A 16,255-nucleotide genomic window follows, 5' to 3' on the forward strand; every position below is an offset into this window, starting at 1 on the left:
CTGTCGCGATGCGTGACGCCGTCAGCGCGGCTGAAAGCGAATCCACGGCGTCGCATTGTTGGTCGGATAGACGACCCACCAGTGCGCGTACACGTCGACCTGCAGCTCGTTGGCCAGCGCCTGCGCGAAACTGAAGCGGCCCGCCATCCCGGCGAAGCAGGTGACGAGCTTGATCGGCCGGCCCGACGCGGCGGGAAAGTTCGTATCGGCCGCGCCATAGCCCTGTGCGCGCAGGAACCGCGCCAGCGTGGACGCGGAGATCGGCCGGTTGATCGGCACGCCGTTGTTGCCCGTCCACTCGACCATCGCGCTGCGCGAAATGCCATGCGTCGCGACGACGTCGACGTCGAGCGTGCCGACCCGCGTGAGATTCTGCGCGAACTGCTGGCGCTGCAGATCGGTGGTGAACGCATCCCACCTGGCTTTCACGCTGGTCGTGACCGGATCGTTCGGCATCAGGATCCGCACCTTGCCGACCAGGCCGCTCTGGCCGGGTTCGCTCGGCAAGCCGGCCGCGTTCGGCGGCGGATAGTTCGGGATTTCGCCGGCGTTCTCCAGCGGCGTCGGGTTGACGCCGAGCGACGCCTTGCCGGTGAAGAAGGTGAGGTGCGCGCCCGCCGCCATCAGCCCGGCGCCGCCGCCCGCCACCGCGCCGATCGCGATGTTCAGCGCGGTCGCGCGGCTGAAGAACGGCTGCCCGGTCATGCCTGCCGTCACGCCGGCCCCGGCCGCGCCGCCGGCCACGCCGCCCGCGATGCCGGAGACGAGCGACACCGACAGCGTGGTGGCCACCTTGCCCGCGCTCAGGCCGAGCGCCGCGCGTGCGGTCAATGCGCCGGCGCCGCCGCCCGCGAGCGCGCCGGCCGCGCCGGCCGCCGCACCGGCCAGCGCGTCGATGCCGAACTGTTTCCAGCTGATCTGGTCGCCGGTGGCCATGCTCGTGAGGTCGCCGGCCATCGACCCGACCGCGCCGGCCACGACGCCCACCAGGATCGCCGCGCCGATGCCGGTGCCGAGCAGCAGCACGCCGGCCACGCCCACCGCCAGCGTGACCAGCGCGCCGACGATGATGCCCCACACGTTCATGCCGCTCGGATCGGTGAAGACGAGCGGGTTGTTGCCGACGTAGACGTACGGCGACGGCGTTTCCAGCATCGGATCGACGCTGAGGTAACGGCCGTATCCGGGGTGGTAGAAGCGCGCGTTGCAGTCGTAGAAGCCGGAATCCGCGTCGTAGTTGTGGCCGGTGAACAGTCGCGGCCACGCGAACGGCGCGGCCACCAGCACGGTCGGCTGGCCGTACACGTCGTACTGCCACGCGCCGACGGTCTCGCCGCTCGCGTCGAGCAGCACGCGCACGCTGCCGAGATGGTCGAGCAGCGCGAAGTAGAAGCGCCCTTCGCGCCACGCCACCTGGACGTCGAGCGCGGCGATGAAGCGGGTTGGCGCGCTCGCGCCGTTTGCCGCGTCGATCATGAGTTCGCCGTCGGGCATCGACGTCTGGAAGCGCTGCGTGGTCGCGCCGCCGCTGGTCCGGGTAAGCGCCGCGCGATTGCCGTCCGCGTCGCGCAGGATCGACAGCGACGCACCGGGGCCGGCGTAGCTGACGGGCCGCCCGGTGCCGGCGTCATAGCCGATCTGCCAGCGCGTCGCACCTGCGCCGTCGCTCGCGCCGACGATCCCGCCCGCATGGTCGTACGCGAACGTGGTGGTGTCCTGCGCGGCCGTGTAGCCGGTCAGGCGGTTGGTGCCGGCCGCATATGTGTAGCCGGCCGAATCGGCGCCGCGCGTGTGCCGCTCGAAGTTGCCGTTCAGGTCGATCTCCCAGCGTTGCGCGTCGGCGCCGGCGCCGAACGCCGTCAGCTGGCCGAGCGAATCCATGGTGGTGCAGGCCGGCCCGACCGACCCGCCGGGCACGTCCGACGTGACGGTCTGTCGTGCGATTTCGCCGTTGTAATAGCCGCCGCCCTCACAGGCGCCGGTGTCGTAGGCGAGCGTTTCCCTGAGCACGCCCCCGGCATCGCTGACGGTGGGCCAGCCAGGCGGCGTGTACGCGAAGCGCCGGGACAGCATCGACGCGCCCTTGCCGTCGGGCAGCAGGCGGGTGAGCGCCGGCTTGCCGTTCGGCTCGTACTCGTGCGCGATCAGCACCGTCGTCGTGCCGCCGGTGTCGGCCGCGACCTCGAGCACGCGGCCGAGCGCATCGTAACGGCGCAGGCTGACGAGCCCCGTGGCCGAATCGGTGCTCGACAGCAGGTTGCCGCCGGCCGACCACGTATTCGCGATGACGCAGTCGCCCGTGGGCATCCCGGCGAATTGCCGGCGCCGCGCGAGCACGCGCCCGGCCCGGTCGTACGCGACCGTCTCGGTCAAGCCGGCCTGCCCGGCATCGCCCGGGTTGACTTCCACCTTCCACAGCCGGCCGGCGAGATGGTCGTCCTGGGTCGCATCCGACCCGTCGCCGTCGTAGTGGCGGCGCACGCTCCAGGTGGGTGACGACGGCGGCCAGTCGGGGTCGTCGGCATGCTGCTGAAGCAGTGCGCGATCCCACGCGACCGCACAGGTGCCTTCCTCGATCACGCGGCTCAGCGTGTCGTATTTCCGATAGGCGATGTAGCCGCCGTTCAATGCATTGCCGTCGGCGAGGAAGCGCATCAGCCCGGCGCTGCTGTAGACGATCTGCGTGGTGCCGCTGTCGGGATCGGTCGAGCTGAGCCGATGCCCGGCGAAGTCGTATTCGGCGGTGCTGCTGCCGGCCGGTACGGCTTTCGTGCCGGCGCCGCCTGCCGCGTACGACGCGGGCGGCACCGACGCGATCGTGCGGCCCTGCGCGTCGTATATCTGGCTCATGCGCCAGTCGAGGCTGTCGTCGTCGATCGCGTTCTGCACGACGCGGCCGATCAGGTGCTCGGCCGTGTCCGACCAGCTTTGCGTGACCGCGCCGTTGGGATCGACGTCCGTCGTCAGGTGATACTCGCCGAGCGGCAACGGATAGGCGAAGCGCCCCGCGTCGGCGTTGACGCCGTAGCCGCGCGTCGCGTAATGCGTGCTGCCGGGCCGGATCGCATAGTCGTAGCCGGGCTGACCGAACGCCACCGGCCGGCCGAGCGGGGCGTTTTCGTAGACGGTGCGCGCGAACGGATAGCCGCCGGCATCGGGATGCCAGGCGGCCAGCGGGCCCTCGAGCGGCGCGCCTTGCCAGAGGCTGCCGTCGGCGCCGCCGTTGGTCACCAGCCCGTCCTGGTAGACGAACAACGCCTGTGCGCCGGACACCGTGACGCGGCTCGTGAGCGCCCGGATCGCGGTGTTGCCGCGATCGTCGTACACGCCGGTGTCGAGCACCGCGCTATCGGCCGATTCGAGCTTGAGCGTCTGCAGGCTGCGCGCGAGGCCATCCCGATACTCGACGCTCAGGCCGACGTCCTCGGCAACGGCCAGCGCCGAGAAGCTGCCGGGCGCCGTCATGCCGAGCTGGAGGCCGAACGGGGCGGCGATCGCGGCGTCCGCATATTCGAACACCTTGAGCCCGTCGGCGAAGAACAGCACGCGGCCCGTCACGGCCACCAGCAGCCATTCCCGGGCGGCCGGCGCGACGCTGTCGGATTGCAGCAGCACGGGGTTCGCGCCGTCGAGCCGCCACAGACGCCAGCCCTGCGCCTGGCTGAAGCCGACGAACCAGGTGCCGGTGCCGAGCACCCCGTCGCCGAGGCTGGCGCGGTCGACCAGCACGCGCGCGGCGATGCTCGTCGCCGCGAAACCGGTGCGTTCGAGCCGCGCGCCGAGCGGCCCGGCCGCATTGCCGTGATAGCTGAGCAGCCCGCCGCCCGCGCTCCAGTCGGCCGCATTGCCGGACGCGGCCGTGTAGAACGCCAGCGCGCCGTTGCCGAAGCCGTCGTACACGCCGCTCCCCTGGCCGTTGACGTTGATCGCCGCGTTCGGCGTGGCGCGCGGAAACGGCGCGGCCGGGCCGATCGTCGTGTCCTGCGCGGCGAACCACGTCATGCTGATCAGGCTCGGATTGTCCCAGGGGCCGACCGTCACGGACGGCTCGGCGAACGGGTTGTAGAGCGTGCGCGAGCGCACGCCGTTCGGCGCGGTGGTGCCGAGCGTGCGCAGCCGTGCGCCGTCGTAGGCGATCGACTGGAACTGGCAGTCGAGCGGCGTGAAGAACACGTCGTCGAGCCGCAGCCACGCGGCGCCGCCCGTCGGCAGTTCGGCCTGAATGCCGAGCGTGACGGTGGCGTTCGCGCCGAGGCCGAGCGACGACGGATCGACGGTCCATTGCTGCGGTTGCCACTGGCCGGCGGTGGGTGCGAGGCGCCGGCTCAACTGCGCGCCGCCCGGCGCGGTGAGCGTCAACGTCACGGTGAAGTCGCTCGCGGTCGCGCCGGGCGGGCTCTTGAACCAGAGGCCGAACAACTGCCGCGCGCGGCCGTCGGTCAACGTCACGGCGCGCGTGAGCGTCGCCGACGCGGTGATCTGCAGGCATGCGGTGCCGCTGGCCGCGTCGTCGCGATAGACGGCGGCGCCGGCCGGCAGGCTCCAGGTCGGCCGCTGGTAATCCTCGAAACTGTCGTACGCATTGCCGCCCGCCGAATTGACGAAGCCCGCGATGCGAAAGCGCCCCGCGTCGTCGAACAGCGAAGCCATCGGCCGGCCGGCGACGTCGTGCGAGAGCAGCACGTTGCCCTCGCCGTCGCGCGTGTCGATACGCTCCTCCAGCAGCCAGCCCGCGCCGGGCTGACCGCCGTTCCACGCGGCGAACGGCGGCGCGTTCTCGTCGACCGCGACCCAGCTGTCGGCTTCCGCGAGATACGAGGTGCCGTCGTCGTGCGCCCAGTCGCGGAAGGTCTGCGCCTTCGCGGCCTGCAACTGCCAGCCGCCGTCCGCCTGCACCCGCGTCGATGCACTCGCCACCGGCGCGAGGATGTGCGCGCTCCACATCGCCGGGTAGACCTCGAAACCGAACAGCGACGTGCGCTGCGTGACGTTGAGCTCGCCCCGGCTGTCGTAGTAGGCGGTCTGCACCGTGGCCGGATAGCCCGAGGCCGCGTTGTACGCATAGGCCATGGTGCGCGCGACGCCCTGCAGGCTTTCGATCGACGTCGCGATCTGCGGCACGGCGTCGTAGAGATTGCGCAGCACGGTGCCGTTCGCGTCGCTCGCGACCTGGTCGGTGTAGGTCCAGTCGCTGGTGGTGGACGACAGCAGCGTGCCGTCGCGGTCGTACACCGAGGTCGACGCCAGCAGGCCGGCCGCCAGCGAATACGCGTCGTCGACGGGCGCGGCCAACCCGCGTACGCCGGCGCGGATGCGGGCATCGTCCGGGAGCTGCAGCGTACGCGCGGGCAGACCGTTGTAGAAATGGCTCGTGGTCCAGCCGTAGCGCTGCGCCTGCGGCGTCTCGCACGCCTGGTATTCGGACACCGTCGAGAATTGCACGATGCTGCCCGACGGATCGGTGTTGGCCGACACGTCCGCATACGCGTAGCAGCGCAGCATCGTGTCGTAGCCGCTGTCCATCGCGAGCGCGGTCACGACGAAGGCCGCCAGCGGCGCATGCAGCGAGTGATTCGCATAGCGGTGCAGCGTGATGTGGGTCGACGCGTCGATCTCGTTGCCCGACGGGAAGGTCACGAAACCCGACGGAATCGCCGGCAGCTTGCCCGAAATGGCCGTCTCGTAGTGCAGCGTGCTGTTGAGCAGTCGGAACATCTGCTGACCGGGGAAATGCTCGACCACCGGCTCGCCTTGCGCGTCGCGCAGCAGCCCGCCGTTGCAGAAGAAGCGCACCTGCGTGTCGAGCGGCGCGCCGTCGGCGTCGAGCGTCATGAACGCGAGGAAGTCCGGCGCCTGGTTGATGACGGTCGTGCTGTCGAAGCGATCGACGGTGATCTCGCCCAGCCGGAAGCCGGCGAGCGGGTTCCACGCGGGCCACACCGAACGGCCGTAGAGGTCGCGGTCCTGCGACAGGAATGCGCCGGCCAGCGTCGGGAAGCCCTGGGTCTCACGATCCGCGGGCGCCGGATCCTCGTCCTGCAGCACCTGGGTGACCCAGGGCGTGTCGGCGTCGGGATCGAAACTGTCGAGCGCGGAGTAGAGCGCCGATGTCGTGTTCTCCGTCTTCAGCACGCCGAGTTGGTCCCACGCGTACCAGTAGAACTGGCGGTTCGCGTCGCTGCCGGGCGGGTACTGGATCCCCGCGAAGTGGTAGGACCAGCTCACGCCGTCGAACACCAGCACGTTCGGGCCCGAGCCGATCAGGCTGTTGCCGGTGATCACGGGGCCGAGCGTCTGCATGAACGCGGGCGACAGGTTCGTGAAGCCCGCGCCGCCGAAGACGTCGGGCAGCGGACGCAACGCGAGATTGCCGTAGTCGTCGTCCCAGGTGGGCACCGCCAGGCGGTAGTCGAAAGCCTTCACCACGCCGCCCGACGACGCATAGCGGTCGATCCACGCGGCCGCCGCGAAGCCCTGGCCCATCGACAGCTGGAAATACGACGTGGCGCCGACCGCCGGAATCGTGATCGCGTCGGTATCCAGCGTGCTGCCGAGCCGCCACGCGAGCGTCGCCGCATCGCGGACCATCAGGCTGAAGCGGCCGCGCGCGGTGTCCTCGTCGTAGCAGAACACCAGGTAGTGGTTCGTGGCCGCCGCCACGTACGATTGCGTATTGACGCTGCCGGACGGGCAGCACGTGCCGCTCGCGAGCGCGGGCGCGACGTCCCAGCCGCGCGTCTGCCAGTTCAGCGCGTAGCGGTCGACGCGGCGATCGTCGTCGTCGATCACGACGAAGAAGTCGGCGCCGTTGGCGATCCGCAACTGGGTGCTGCCGTAGCGGTATGGCGTGGGCGAGCCGGCGGCGCCCGCGAAATCCCAGTCCGCGTTCGCGACCGGGCGGCGCGACGCGAGATAGAGCGTCGATTGCGTGTCGTCGAGGCTGGCCAGCAGCAGCACGAAGCTGTCGGCGTTGGTCGTGGCCACCGTGCGATCGAGATCGAGCGCGCCGTCGAAGCGCTGCCAGTTGGTCCAGGCCGGAATCCAGCGGCCCAGCCACGTGTACACGTTCACCAGCAGTGCGTTCTCGCTGGCCTCGTACCAGGCCACGACCACGTAGTCGCCGCCGTACCAGATACGCGGCGCGCCCGGCCGGCTGGCGCCGAACGGATTGTCGACGGTGAGATTGCGCGAGCCCGGATCGACGTTCCCGTCCGCGCCCACGTCGATCTCGGCGTACGTGTAGCGCAGCACGCCGCCGGTGGGCAGCGTCATCGACGTCATCGCGCCCGGGTTCGGCGAGCCGCCGGCATCGAAGTTGTAGTCGAACGCGATGCCGGGACGGGCCGCGCCGCCGCTGAAGGTGTCCGTCACGCTCTTCAGGTAGCGTTTGTAGCAGGCGCCGGTGGCGAGCGGATTGGCGGGGTCGCGCGGCGCGAGAAGGGTCAGGTCGTACCAGTCGAAATCGAGACGGGTCTGCTGCGCGCCCGAGGCGTCGATCACGTCGACGTGGTCGAGATAGCGCGTCTCGTAACGATCCTGCCACGCGTTCGGCTGATCGCCCGGCACCCGGGTCGGGTCGCCGTGCGCGGCCAGGTATTCCTTCGGCGCGTCGAGCGAGCGGATGTCGTAGGTCATCGGCTGCCATGCGAACCGGCACGACCAGCCGAGGTCGTTTTCCATGCTCGCGATCTGGCATTCGCGCGTGTACGTCGACGTGCCGTCGCCGACCGCCTGCTCGATCGTGCTGTACGAAAATTCGATCCAGTGCCCGAGCGTATTGCGCAGCTGCGCGAGATTCCACGCGAGCGCGTAGCGCTGCTGGTTTTCCGCGCGGCGGCTCGGGCCGACCCAGTTGCCCCAGCGGATGCCCCACTGGATCAGGTTGCGCGCGGCGGCCGCCGCATCCGCGCCGCCGTAGGTGGCGACCGTGCCGTCCGGGCGGACGACTTCCCAGCTGTCCCACGCCGGGTAGTGCGTGATCTGCCAGAACTGGTAGGGCGCCGTTTCATAGGACTGGCCGTCGGCGGTCACGGCGATCGTGCCGTCCGGTTGCCGGCGCAACAGGTGCGAGCGGCGCAACGGCGCATCGTCGAGGCGCCATTCGTCGTGGCGGCCGGTGGGCGCGATACGCGCGTCGCCCGACGGGCGCCAGCCGTGCCGCGCCAGCGCGGACGCGAGCGGCGCCGGCACGCGGTCGCTCGCGAACAGCGCCGCGTTCGCGGCGTCGTCGAACGCGTCGGCGGCGAGCGTGCCGCGGCCCCACGCAGTCGGGATCGGCACGAGTTGCATCGCCTGGCCCTGGCTCATCAGGTAATACTGGACGTCGAGCGGGCTGCCCGTGCCCTGCGTTTCCGCGACGATGCGTTCGAGCGGCATGCTCCAGCCCACGCCGAGCGCGCCGCTCGGGTTCGTGAGGTTCCATTGCGAGACCTGGTCGGCGACGTTGCTCTGGTACAGCAGGGTCAGGTCGAACGCCAGCCCGCCACGCGCGGGCAGCGTCAGCAGCTTGAGCGGGAAGGCGAGATTGCCGCGGAACAGGTTCACGGCGGAACCGAAGCTGCCCGCATCGAACTGGAGCACGCCCAGGGCGGGGATGTCGGCTTGCTGGCTGGCGCTGGTGGACATGGCGACTCCTCGAGAAAAATGGCCCTCGGCCCGAACGCCGGGCGGAGGACCATGAAAGGCACGGCCGCAAACCGGGCAACGGAACGACGCCGCCGCATATCGCGACGACCTGGCGGCGACGCGGCGGCGAACGTCGCTTATTGCGCCCAGGCAATGATCGACGCGGTCAACGAGCAACTGCTCGGGTTGAGCTCGTTGTTGCTGTTGTCGATCAGCTGGAGCGAGCCCGTGATGGTCACCGTCGGCGAATTGTTCTGCGTCTGGACCTGCACGCTCGCGCCTACCGTACGCAGGTGGTGGTCGCTGTTGCCGAACGAGGCCGAGTAGCTGGCCACCGACGCGCCGGCCGCAATCACGTTGGTCGGGAAACTGTAGGTGGTCTGGGCCGTGATGACGCCCGAGTCGGACGGCGTGGCGGTGCTCACGGGAATCGAGATGTTCTGCACGTAGACGGACGGCATGAAAGACTCCTGTCGATCGGTAGGGTGGGGAACACGCTGCGCGCCGGATGACGCGCACGGGCCGTACGGCGACTGCGAACTGCCGCGACGCGGCGACCCATTCCGCGCGCGGAATACGGTTCAGGGCAGGGTCACGCCGTGAGAATCGTTCTCGCCGGTCACGCCCGACTGGGATTCGCTGTTGTTGGTCCAGAAGATGTAGAGGTACTTGCGCTCGCCCGGCGCCGGATCGCCCCATTGATTGCTGGCCGTGAATACGCGCTGGCCGTTCTTGTAGGCCGCCGCCACCTGGGTCGTGACATCGATGGTCGAGTTGTAGACCCCGTAACCGGCATTTTCGATCGTCGTGGTACTCATTTTTATTCCTTCATCGATAGGTGAAATATCGAGACGCATCATTTTTAAAAAAATCCCGAATTCATAATGCATGGCCGGTGAAATTCGGGATTCACCGGATTTTTAAAACGAGTATTCCGCGAACATGCCGTCTCGCATTGAAACCCGACGCACGCGCGATGCGATTCGGGTGGGCGACGCACGTGACGGCGCCGCCCCGGTTCTATCGAAAAACCGGCGGCGGACCTGCGTGGTCGGACGGATGAATGGCGGGAATCAACCGCCAGGCGGCGGTTTGCTGGTAGCGGACATCGATGTGGCCCCCGGTTGGATCACGTCTGTTTTACTTCTCTGTCTTGCATTTCGCCGACGCGCATTTTTTTGCGTGCCGATGCAAATGCAGCTCTCAGTCCTGTTGGTTTCTCGTGCTGTGGATTTCGTATTGCGTCGAGTGCAATGGGAGTAAATACCACGCGATTCGGCAAGTCAAGGATGCAATTATAAAAAGCGTTTGTAATCCGCCGTCATTGAATAAGCTTGTTTCTTGCCGTGGTTTGGCGGCATGGCGGACGGGGCCGCGCATCGTCGCCGGTTGCGCATCCTCGAGCGATTTCGACGTGGAGTCGGGGCCCGATTCGTGCCGGCCGCCCGCCCGTCAATCGAGCGGCGGCACCGCGCCATCGCGCAACATCTTGACGAGCCGCGCGCGCCGCTTTTCGAGATCGGCGATCTGACGGTCGATCGCTTCGAGGCGCTCGCGCTGGACGTCGGTGATCTGATCGCACGACCGCGCGCCGTCGATCAGCAGCATGCAGTCCGGAAAGCCGCGAATGTCGTCGAGCGTGAAACCGGTCGCGATCATGCGCTGAATCTGTTTGACCTGCGTTACCGCGTTGTCGGCGAACAGGCGATAGCCGTTGGCCGCGCGCACCGACGCGAGCAGGCCGTGCTCGTCGTAGTGCCGGATCGAGCGCACGCTCGCGCCGGTGAGCTGCGCGAGTTTGCCGATGGTCAGCAGGGGCTGCGGAGGCGGGTTTTTCATGAAGGGCAGGTTAGCACGATCCGCTTGACTCTCACATCAGTGTGAGGGTTGAGACTGGGCGTCCTTTCATGCCTGGAGGAAAAAATCGTGACTACCCGAGTGCTGATCCGCTGGCTGATCGCCGTGATCTGGTGGGCGACGCCGTTCGCGTTGTCGAACGACGCGGCCGCCGCGCCGCTGAGCTATACCGTGACGTCGACCGACGGCGTGAAGCTGGCCGTGCAGGAAAGCGGCGACCCCGACGGCGTGCCGGTCATCCTGATCCACGGCCTGCTCGGCAGCCGCCTGAACTGGGACGCGCAGGTCCGGAGCCCCGACCTGCGCGGATTCCGGATCATCACGTACGATCTGCGCGGCCACGGGCTGTCGGACAAGCCGCTCGGCGCGCAGCCGTATCGCGACGGAACCCGCTGGGGCGACGATCTCGCCGCGGTCATCGACGGCGCGCATGCGCGCCAACCCGTCGTGGTCGGCTGGTCGCTCGGCGGCGTGGTGATCTCGAACTACCTCGCGAAGTACGGCGACCGCGCGATCGCGGGCGCGGTGTACGTCGATGGCGTGGTCGAGCTTGCGCCGGGCCAGATCGTCGATCATCCGGACGTGTATCGGGACATGAACGCGCCGGATCTGAAAACCCATCTCGACGGCGAGCGCACGTTCGTCGGTCTGTGCTTCAACCGCCGGCCGGATGCCGCCACGTTCGAGCGCTTGCTCGCGAACGCCGCGATGGCGTCGTGGGACATGCAAAAGGCGATCCCGACGATGTCGGTATTCGCCGCCGCGGGGCTCGGCCATGCGCGCGTGCCGTTGCTGTTCCTCTACGGCGGCCGCGACGCGCTGGTCGATACGCACGCGACGCTGGCTCGCGCGGCCGAGCTGAATCCGCGCATCGCCAGCAAGGTGTACGCGGAGTCCGGGCACACGCCGTTCATCGAGGAAGCCGAGCGGTTCAATCGCGATCTGGCCGCGTTCGTGCGGTCGGCGGCTGCTCAGTGAAGTGGCGAGGTCAGGCCGGCGTGACCGGGATGCGGGCTGCTTCGCCCGCCGCGCGATCGTGAAAGCGCTGGAACGCATCGAGCAGCCGCACGCGTTGCGCGGCCAGCGCCGGATCGCGCCGATCGCGCGGCCGTGCGATGTCGACGTGGATTTCGTCGTCGACGCGGCCCGGGTTCGGCGCGAGCATCAGCACGCGATCGCCGAGATACAGCGCCTCGTCGAGATCGTGCGTGACGACGATCGCGGCCATCCGGTGCCGCTGGACGACATCGAGCAGCAGCGTCTGCAAGCGCATCCGGGTGATCGCGTCGACCGCGCTGAACGGCTCGTCGAGCAGCAGCAGATCGGGCTCGCCGAACAGCCCGCGCGCGATCGCGGCGCGCTGCGCCATTCCGCCCGACAGCGTGGCCGGCAGTTGCCGCGCGACGCCGGCCAGGCCGACCTCGTCGAGCAAGCGCGCGACGCTCGGGTCGCGTCCGCCGCGCGCGCCGGACGCGAAGCCGACGTTGTCGGCGATCGACAGCCACGGCAGCAGCCGCGGTTCCTGAAAGATCACGCCGACGCGCGCGGACGGCCCGGCGAGCGCGCTGCCGTCGAGCGTCACGCTGCCGCGGAAGTTCGCGTCGAGGCCGGCGACGATCCGCAGCAGCGTGCTCTTGCCGCAACCGCTCGGGCCGACCACGCAGACGATCTCGCCGCGCGCGACCTGCAACGCGACGTCGGCGAGGATCGTGCGATCGCCATAGAGCTTGCGCGCGATCCGCAGATCGAGCAGCGGCGTGGCGACGTCGGCGGCGGGGCGGTGGGCAGCGGACGCGCTCATTTCCCGCCCTCGCGCGACGCGCCGTCGAATGCATCGCGCCAGCCGAGCCAGCGCGATTCGATGCGGCGCATCGCGCCGTCGGTCAGCTTGCCGAGCAGCGCGAGCAGCAGGATCGCGCCGAACACGAGATCGGGCCGCCCGGTTTCGCGGCCGTCGCTCAACAGGAAGCCGAGGCCGCGCGTGGCCGCGATCAGCTCCGCGGCGACCATGAACATCCACGCGAGACTGAGGCCGGTGCGCAGGCCGGTGACGATCTGCGGCAGTGCGGCCGGCAGCAGGATGCGGCGGAACAGTGCGAGCGGGCCGAGCCGGTACACCGCGCCGAGTTCGACGAGCTTGCGGTCGACGTCGCGAATGCCGGCGACCACCGCGAGGTGAACCGGAAAGAACGCGCCGATCGCGATCAGCGTGATCTTCGGCGCTTCGTCGATGCCGAGCCACAGCAACAGCACCGGCACCCATGCAAGCGACGGAATCGCGCGCAGCGCCTGGAACGTCGGTTCGAACAGCGCGTCGATCCGTCGGCTCAGGCCCATCGCCGCGCCGACGACGAGCGCGAGTCCGGCGCCGGCCGCGAACCCGGCCGCAACGCGCAGCGTGCTCGCGCCGACATGGCGTGCGACCCGCGTGACGCCCATCCGCGCGAGCGTATCGAGAATCTCGCTCGGCGCCGGCACGAGATGACCCGGCAGCCAGCCGCGCCGCACGACGAACTCCAGCAGCACGAGCGCGGCGAACGGCAGCGCGAGGCCCGCGATGCGCCACGCGCGCAGCGGGTCGCGTCGCGCCGCGCGGGGCGGCGAAACGGAATGGCGCGAGGATTGGCGCGACGCGAGCGCGTCGCCGCGCGCGGTGGTGTCCGTCATCGGCGGCACGCTCGGTCTCAGTGCGACGCGGCGACGATCGGGCGCGCGAACGACGGGTCGATCAGCGTATCGACGATCTTCGCGGGATCGACGCCGGGCTTGGTCAGTTGCTCGGCCGTCAGCACCGGCGCGGCGGCCTTCAACGCCGCGCGCTGCGTGTCGCCCGGCACCGGGTCGCTGAAGTCGTTGCGCTGAAGCTGCAGCTTCGCGACCGGCAGCGACACCTTCGATTCGTCGGCGATGATCTGCGCGGTCTCGGCCGGATGCGCGACGATCCACTGGCGCGCACGGTCATAGACTTTCAGCACGCGCGCGACCGCGTCCGGATACTGGCTGGCGAACGCATCGCGCACGTTCAGGAACCCGTACGTATTGAACGTGACGTTGCGGTACAGCAGGCGCGCGCCGTCGTCGAGCTGGGCGGCGGCCATGTGCGGATCGAGTCCGGCCCATGCATCGACCTGACCGTTCGCGAGCGCGGTGCGGCCGTCCGGATGCTGCAGGTTGACGATCTCGACGTCGTCGCGCGTCAGGCCGACCGTGTGCAGCGCGCGCAGCGTGAACAGGAACGGATCGGTGCCGCGCGTCGCGGCGATCTTCTTGCCTTTCAGGTCGGCGAGCGAACGGATCGGCGAATCCTTGCGCACCACGAGCGCCGTCCATTCGGGGCGCGAGAACACGTAGACGGTATGGATCGGGTTGCCGTTCGCGCGGGCGAGCACCGACGCGAGCCCCGCGGCCGAGCCGAAATCGACCGCGCCGCTGTTCAGGTACTCGAGCGCCCGATTGCTGCCGAGGCTCAGCACCCAGCGAATCGTCGTGCCGTCGGCCTTGAATGCGTCGTCGAGCCAGCCGAAGTGGCGGATCACGAGACTCTCGGGCGAGTAGTACGCATAGTCGACACGGATTTCGGCGGGCGTCGCCGCCTGCGCTTGCATCGACGCGAGGCCGGCGAGCGCGGCAACGACGACGGCCGCGGATTGCCACACGCGGGACCAGAACGGCTTCATCGGGGATTCTCCGGAAGAGCGGCAACGCGCCGCGAACAGGCAGGGTAATGGGCTAGGGCCTGTTCACGCTAATAACGGGTTTGCGCTGGCCCCCAGAAGGGCCGAGCGCGAGGATTGCGACGAAGCGAATACTCGACGTATTCGCGAGGAGCATGACGCGGCGATCGGCCCTTCTGGGGGCCAGCCCCACGAATGAATTTTTCCAAACAGGGGAACGTGCCTTTGCGCCCGCATGGCGGCGTCGTTCGTCGTTGCAATAGCTACGGCTATTGCGCCTCCTCACTCCTTGCCCTGCGGGCGCAAAGGCACGTTCGAAAACCCGTTATTAGCGTGAACAGGCCCTAATGTAACGAACCGCAGGCGATTCGTTAACGAAGAAATCCGCGATTGAACATACGTGCCGCTGCTAAGCGCCGCCCGCGCAACTTTATGACGCACGCCGATTAATTTATCGGTTTATATCGCTTGGGATTGCCGGATCGGAGGAACAGAATTTCCGCTGCCGGAACTCGGCGGCAGCGGGCCGTATGCGCTCGACGCCGCGATAGCCGAGAAGGCGCCAGCCTGGTTTCCGGCTTCACGACGACCTTGCCGTGCATTCGGCATCAAACTAAGGAATCCGATGAGTTCGATCGATCTGAGCCCGGTCACGCCGGTTTCTTCTCCTATCCGCTCGGCCAGCGACGTCGCGCGCCTGATCAATACGGTGGACAGCTCGGTGAGCCACGCACGGATGATCGTGCTGCTCGCGCTCGGCGGCGTGTTTCTCGACGCGTACGACTTGACGACGCTGTCCTACGGTATCGACGACGTCGCGCGCGAATTCGGCCTGACGCCCGCGCTGACCGGGCTGGTCGGGTCGGCGATCATGATCGGCACGATCTTCGGCAGCCTGATCGGCGGCTGGCTGACCGACCGGATCGGCCGCTACCAGGTGTTCATGGCCGACATGCTGTTCTTCGTGGTCGCGGCGATCGCGGCCGGGCTCGCGCCGAACGTGTGGGTGCTGATCGCCGCGCGCTTCGTGATGGGGCTCGGCGTCGGCATCGACTTGCCGGTCGCGATGGCGTTTCTTGCCGAATTCTCGAAGTTCAACGGCCGCGGCAACAAGGCGTCGCGGCTCGCCGCGTGGTGCCCGATGTGGTACGTCGCATCGTCGGTGTGCTTCCTGCTGATCTTCGGCCTCTATTTCCTGCTGCCGGCCGAGCATGCGGGCTGGCTGTGGCGCGCGTCGCTGATCTTCGGCGCGGTGCCGGCGCTCGTCATCATCCTGTTCCGCAACCGCTTCATGAACGAATCGCCGCTGTGGGCCGCGAATCAGGGCGATCTGGCCAACGCGGCACGCATCCTGCGCGAGTCGTACGGCATTCACGCGCACGAAGCGGACGATGCACGACGCGAGCCGAGCCCGCCGCCCGTGCGAATTCGCGTGCTGTTCCAGCGTCCTTATCTGGGGCGTACGATCGTCGCCAGCGTGATGAACCTGTGCATCCCGTTCGAATACACGGCGATCGCGTTCTTCCTGCCGTCGATCCTGTCGCAATTCCTCGGCGCGGGCGTGTTCGAGACGATCGCGGCATCGCTCGCATTGAACGTGCTGTTCGCGTTCACCGGCGGCTTGCTCGGCATGCGTCTCGCGTATCGCTATCCGTCGCGTCATGTCGCGATCGCGGGGTTCGCGCTGCAAACGGTCGCGCTCGTCGCGCTCGCGCTCGCAGGGCATCCGCACGGTGCGATCGCGGTCGGCGTCGTGCTGCTGATGCTCGGCACCTGGCTGTTCGCCGAAGGCTTCGGGCCCGGCGCGCAGATGATGATCTATCCGACGCTGTCGTATCCGGCCACGATCCGCGGCACCGGCGTCGGCTTCGGGCGGTCGCTGTGCGGTATCGGTCAGGCGCTGGCGCTGTTCGTGCTGCCGATCCTGCAGGCGCGCCTCGGCACCGACATGTTCTGGGTCGTCGCGATCAGTGCGGTCACGCCGATCGTGTTTCTGCTGATCATTCGGTATGAGCCGACGGCGAACGACGTCGACGACGAAAGCGTGGCGTAAGCGCTGACGGGGGCGTTTACCGCTCGCCGAAAACACGAACGGCTTC

General features: G+C 68.6%; 9 protein-coding genes. 2 read left to right on the forward strand and 7 right to left on the reverse strand.

The genetic code is table 11. The features are described from left to right. Positions 1 to 21 precede the first annotated feature (21 nt). The 4 genes from HWX14_RS24785 to HWX14_RS24800 all read right to left on the reverse strand — a co-directional run bounded on the left by HWX14_RS24785 (position 22) and on the right by HWX14_RS24800 (position 10,464). Complete coding sequence (locus tag HWX14_RS24785; RefSeq protein WP_175884995.1) at positions 22 to 8,625, reverse strand: RHS repeat-associated core domain-containing protein; 8,604 nt, start codon at positions 8,623 to 8,625, stop codon at positions 22 to 24. A gap of 137 nt (positions 8,626 to 8,762) precedes the next feature. Then, positions 8,763 to 9,086 (reverse strand): hypothetical protein, encoded by a 324-nt coding sequence (locus tag HWX14_RS24790; RefSeq protein ID WP_175884996.1) that lies wholly within the window; start codon positions 9,084 to 9,086, stop codon positions 8,763 to 8,765. A gap of 120 nt (positions 9,087 to 9,206) precedes the next feature. Beyond that, a complete protein-coding gene (locus tag HWX14_RS24795; RefSeq protein WP_175884997.1) occupies positions 9,207 to 9,443 on the reverse strand; it encodes a hypothetical protein in 237 nt (78 codons plus the stop codon). A gap of 634 nt (positions 9,444 to 10,077) precedes the next feature. Then, positions 10,078 to 10,464, reverse strand: coding sequence for a MerR family transcriptional regulator (locus HWX14_RS24800; RefSeq protein ID WP_175884998.1), 387 nt, complete (start codon positions 10,462 to 10,464; stop codon positions 10,078 to 10,080). 87 nt (positions 10,465 to 10,551) lie between these two features. On the opposite strand from HWX14_RS24800, the gene HWX14_RS24805 reads away from it, so the two are divergent. Further along, positions 10,552 to 11,460 (forward strand): alpha/beta hydrolase, encoded by a 909-nt coding sequence (locus HWX14_RS24805; protein ID WP_175884999.1) that lies wholly within the window; start codon positions 10,552 to 10,554, stop codon positions 11,458 to 11,460. A gap of 10 nt (positions 11,461 to 11,470) precedes the next feature. On the opposite strand, the gene HWX14_RS24810 is transcribed toward HWX14_RS24805, so the two are convergent. The 3 genes from HWX14_RS24810 to HWX14_RS24820 are packed head-to-tail and all read right to left on the reverse strand — an operon-like array spanning position 11,471 to position 14,159. Further along, the gene (locus HWX14_RS24810) at positions 11,471 to 12,283 is read right to left on the reverse strand and encodes an ABC transporter ATP-binding protein (RefSeq protein WP_175885000.1); all 813 of its coding nucleotides are present in this window, start codon (positions 12,281 to 12,283) and stop codon (positions 11,471 to 11,473) included. Beyond that, positions 12,280 to 13,149, reverse strand: a complete 870-nt coding sequence (locus tag HWX14_RS24815) for an ABC transporter permease (protein WP_175885001.1) — start codon at positions 13,147 to 13,149, stop codon at positions 12,280 to 12,282. Before HWX14_RS24815 ends, HWX14_RS24810 begins: the two co-directional genes overlap by 4 nt. Before the next feature lie 17 nt (positions 13,150 to 13,166). Next, positions 13,167 to 14,159, reverse strand: coding sequence for an aliphatic sulfonate ABC transporter substrate-binding protein (locus HWX14_RS24820; protein ID WP_175885002.1), 993 nt, complete (start codon positions 14,157 to 14,159; stop codon positions 13,167 to 13,169). Positions 14,160 to 14,781: 622 nt separating this feature from the next. Between HWX14_RS24820 and HWX14_RS24825 the strand changes: the two genes are divergently transcribed. Then, positions 14,782 to 16,209, forward strand: a complete 1,428-nt coding sequence (locus tag HWX14_RS24825) for an MFS transporter (RefSeq protein ID WP_175885003.1) — start codon at positions 14,782 to 14,784, stop codon at positions 16,207 to 16,209. Positions 16,210 to 16,255 lie beyond the last annotated feature (46 nt).

Origin of the sequence: Burkholderia sp. BCC0044, assembly GCF_902832955.1 — a bacterium.
Taxonomy (GTDB): Bacteria; Pseudomonadota; Gammaproteobacteria; order Burkholderiales; family Burkholderiaceae; genus Burkholderia.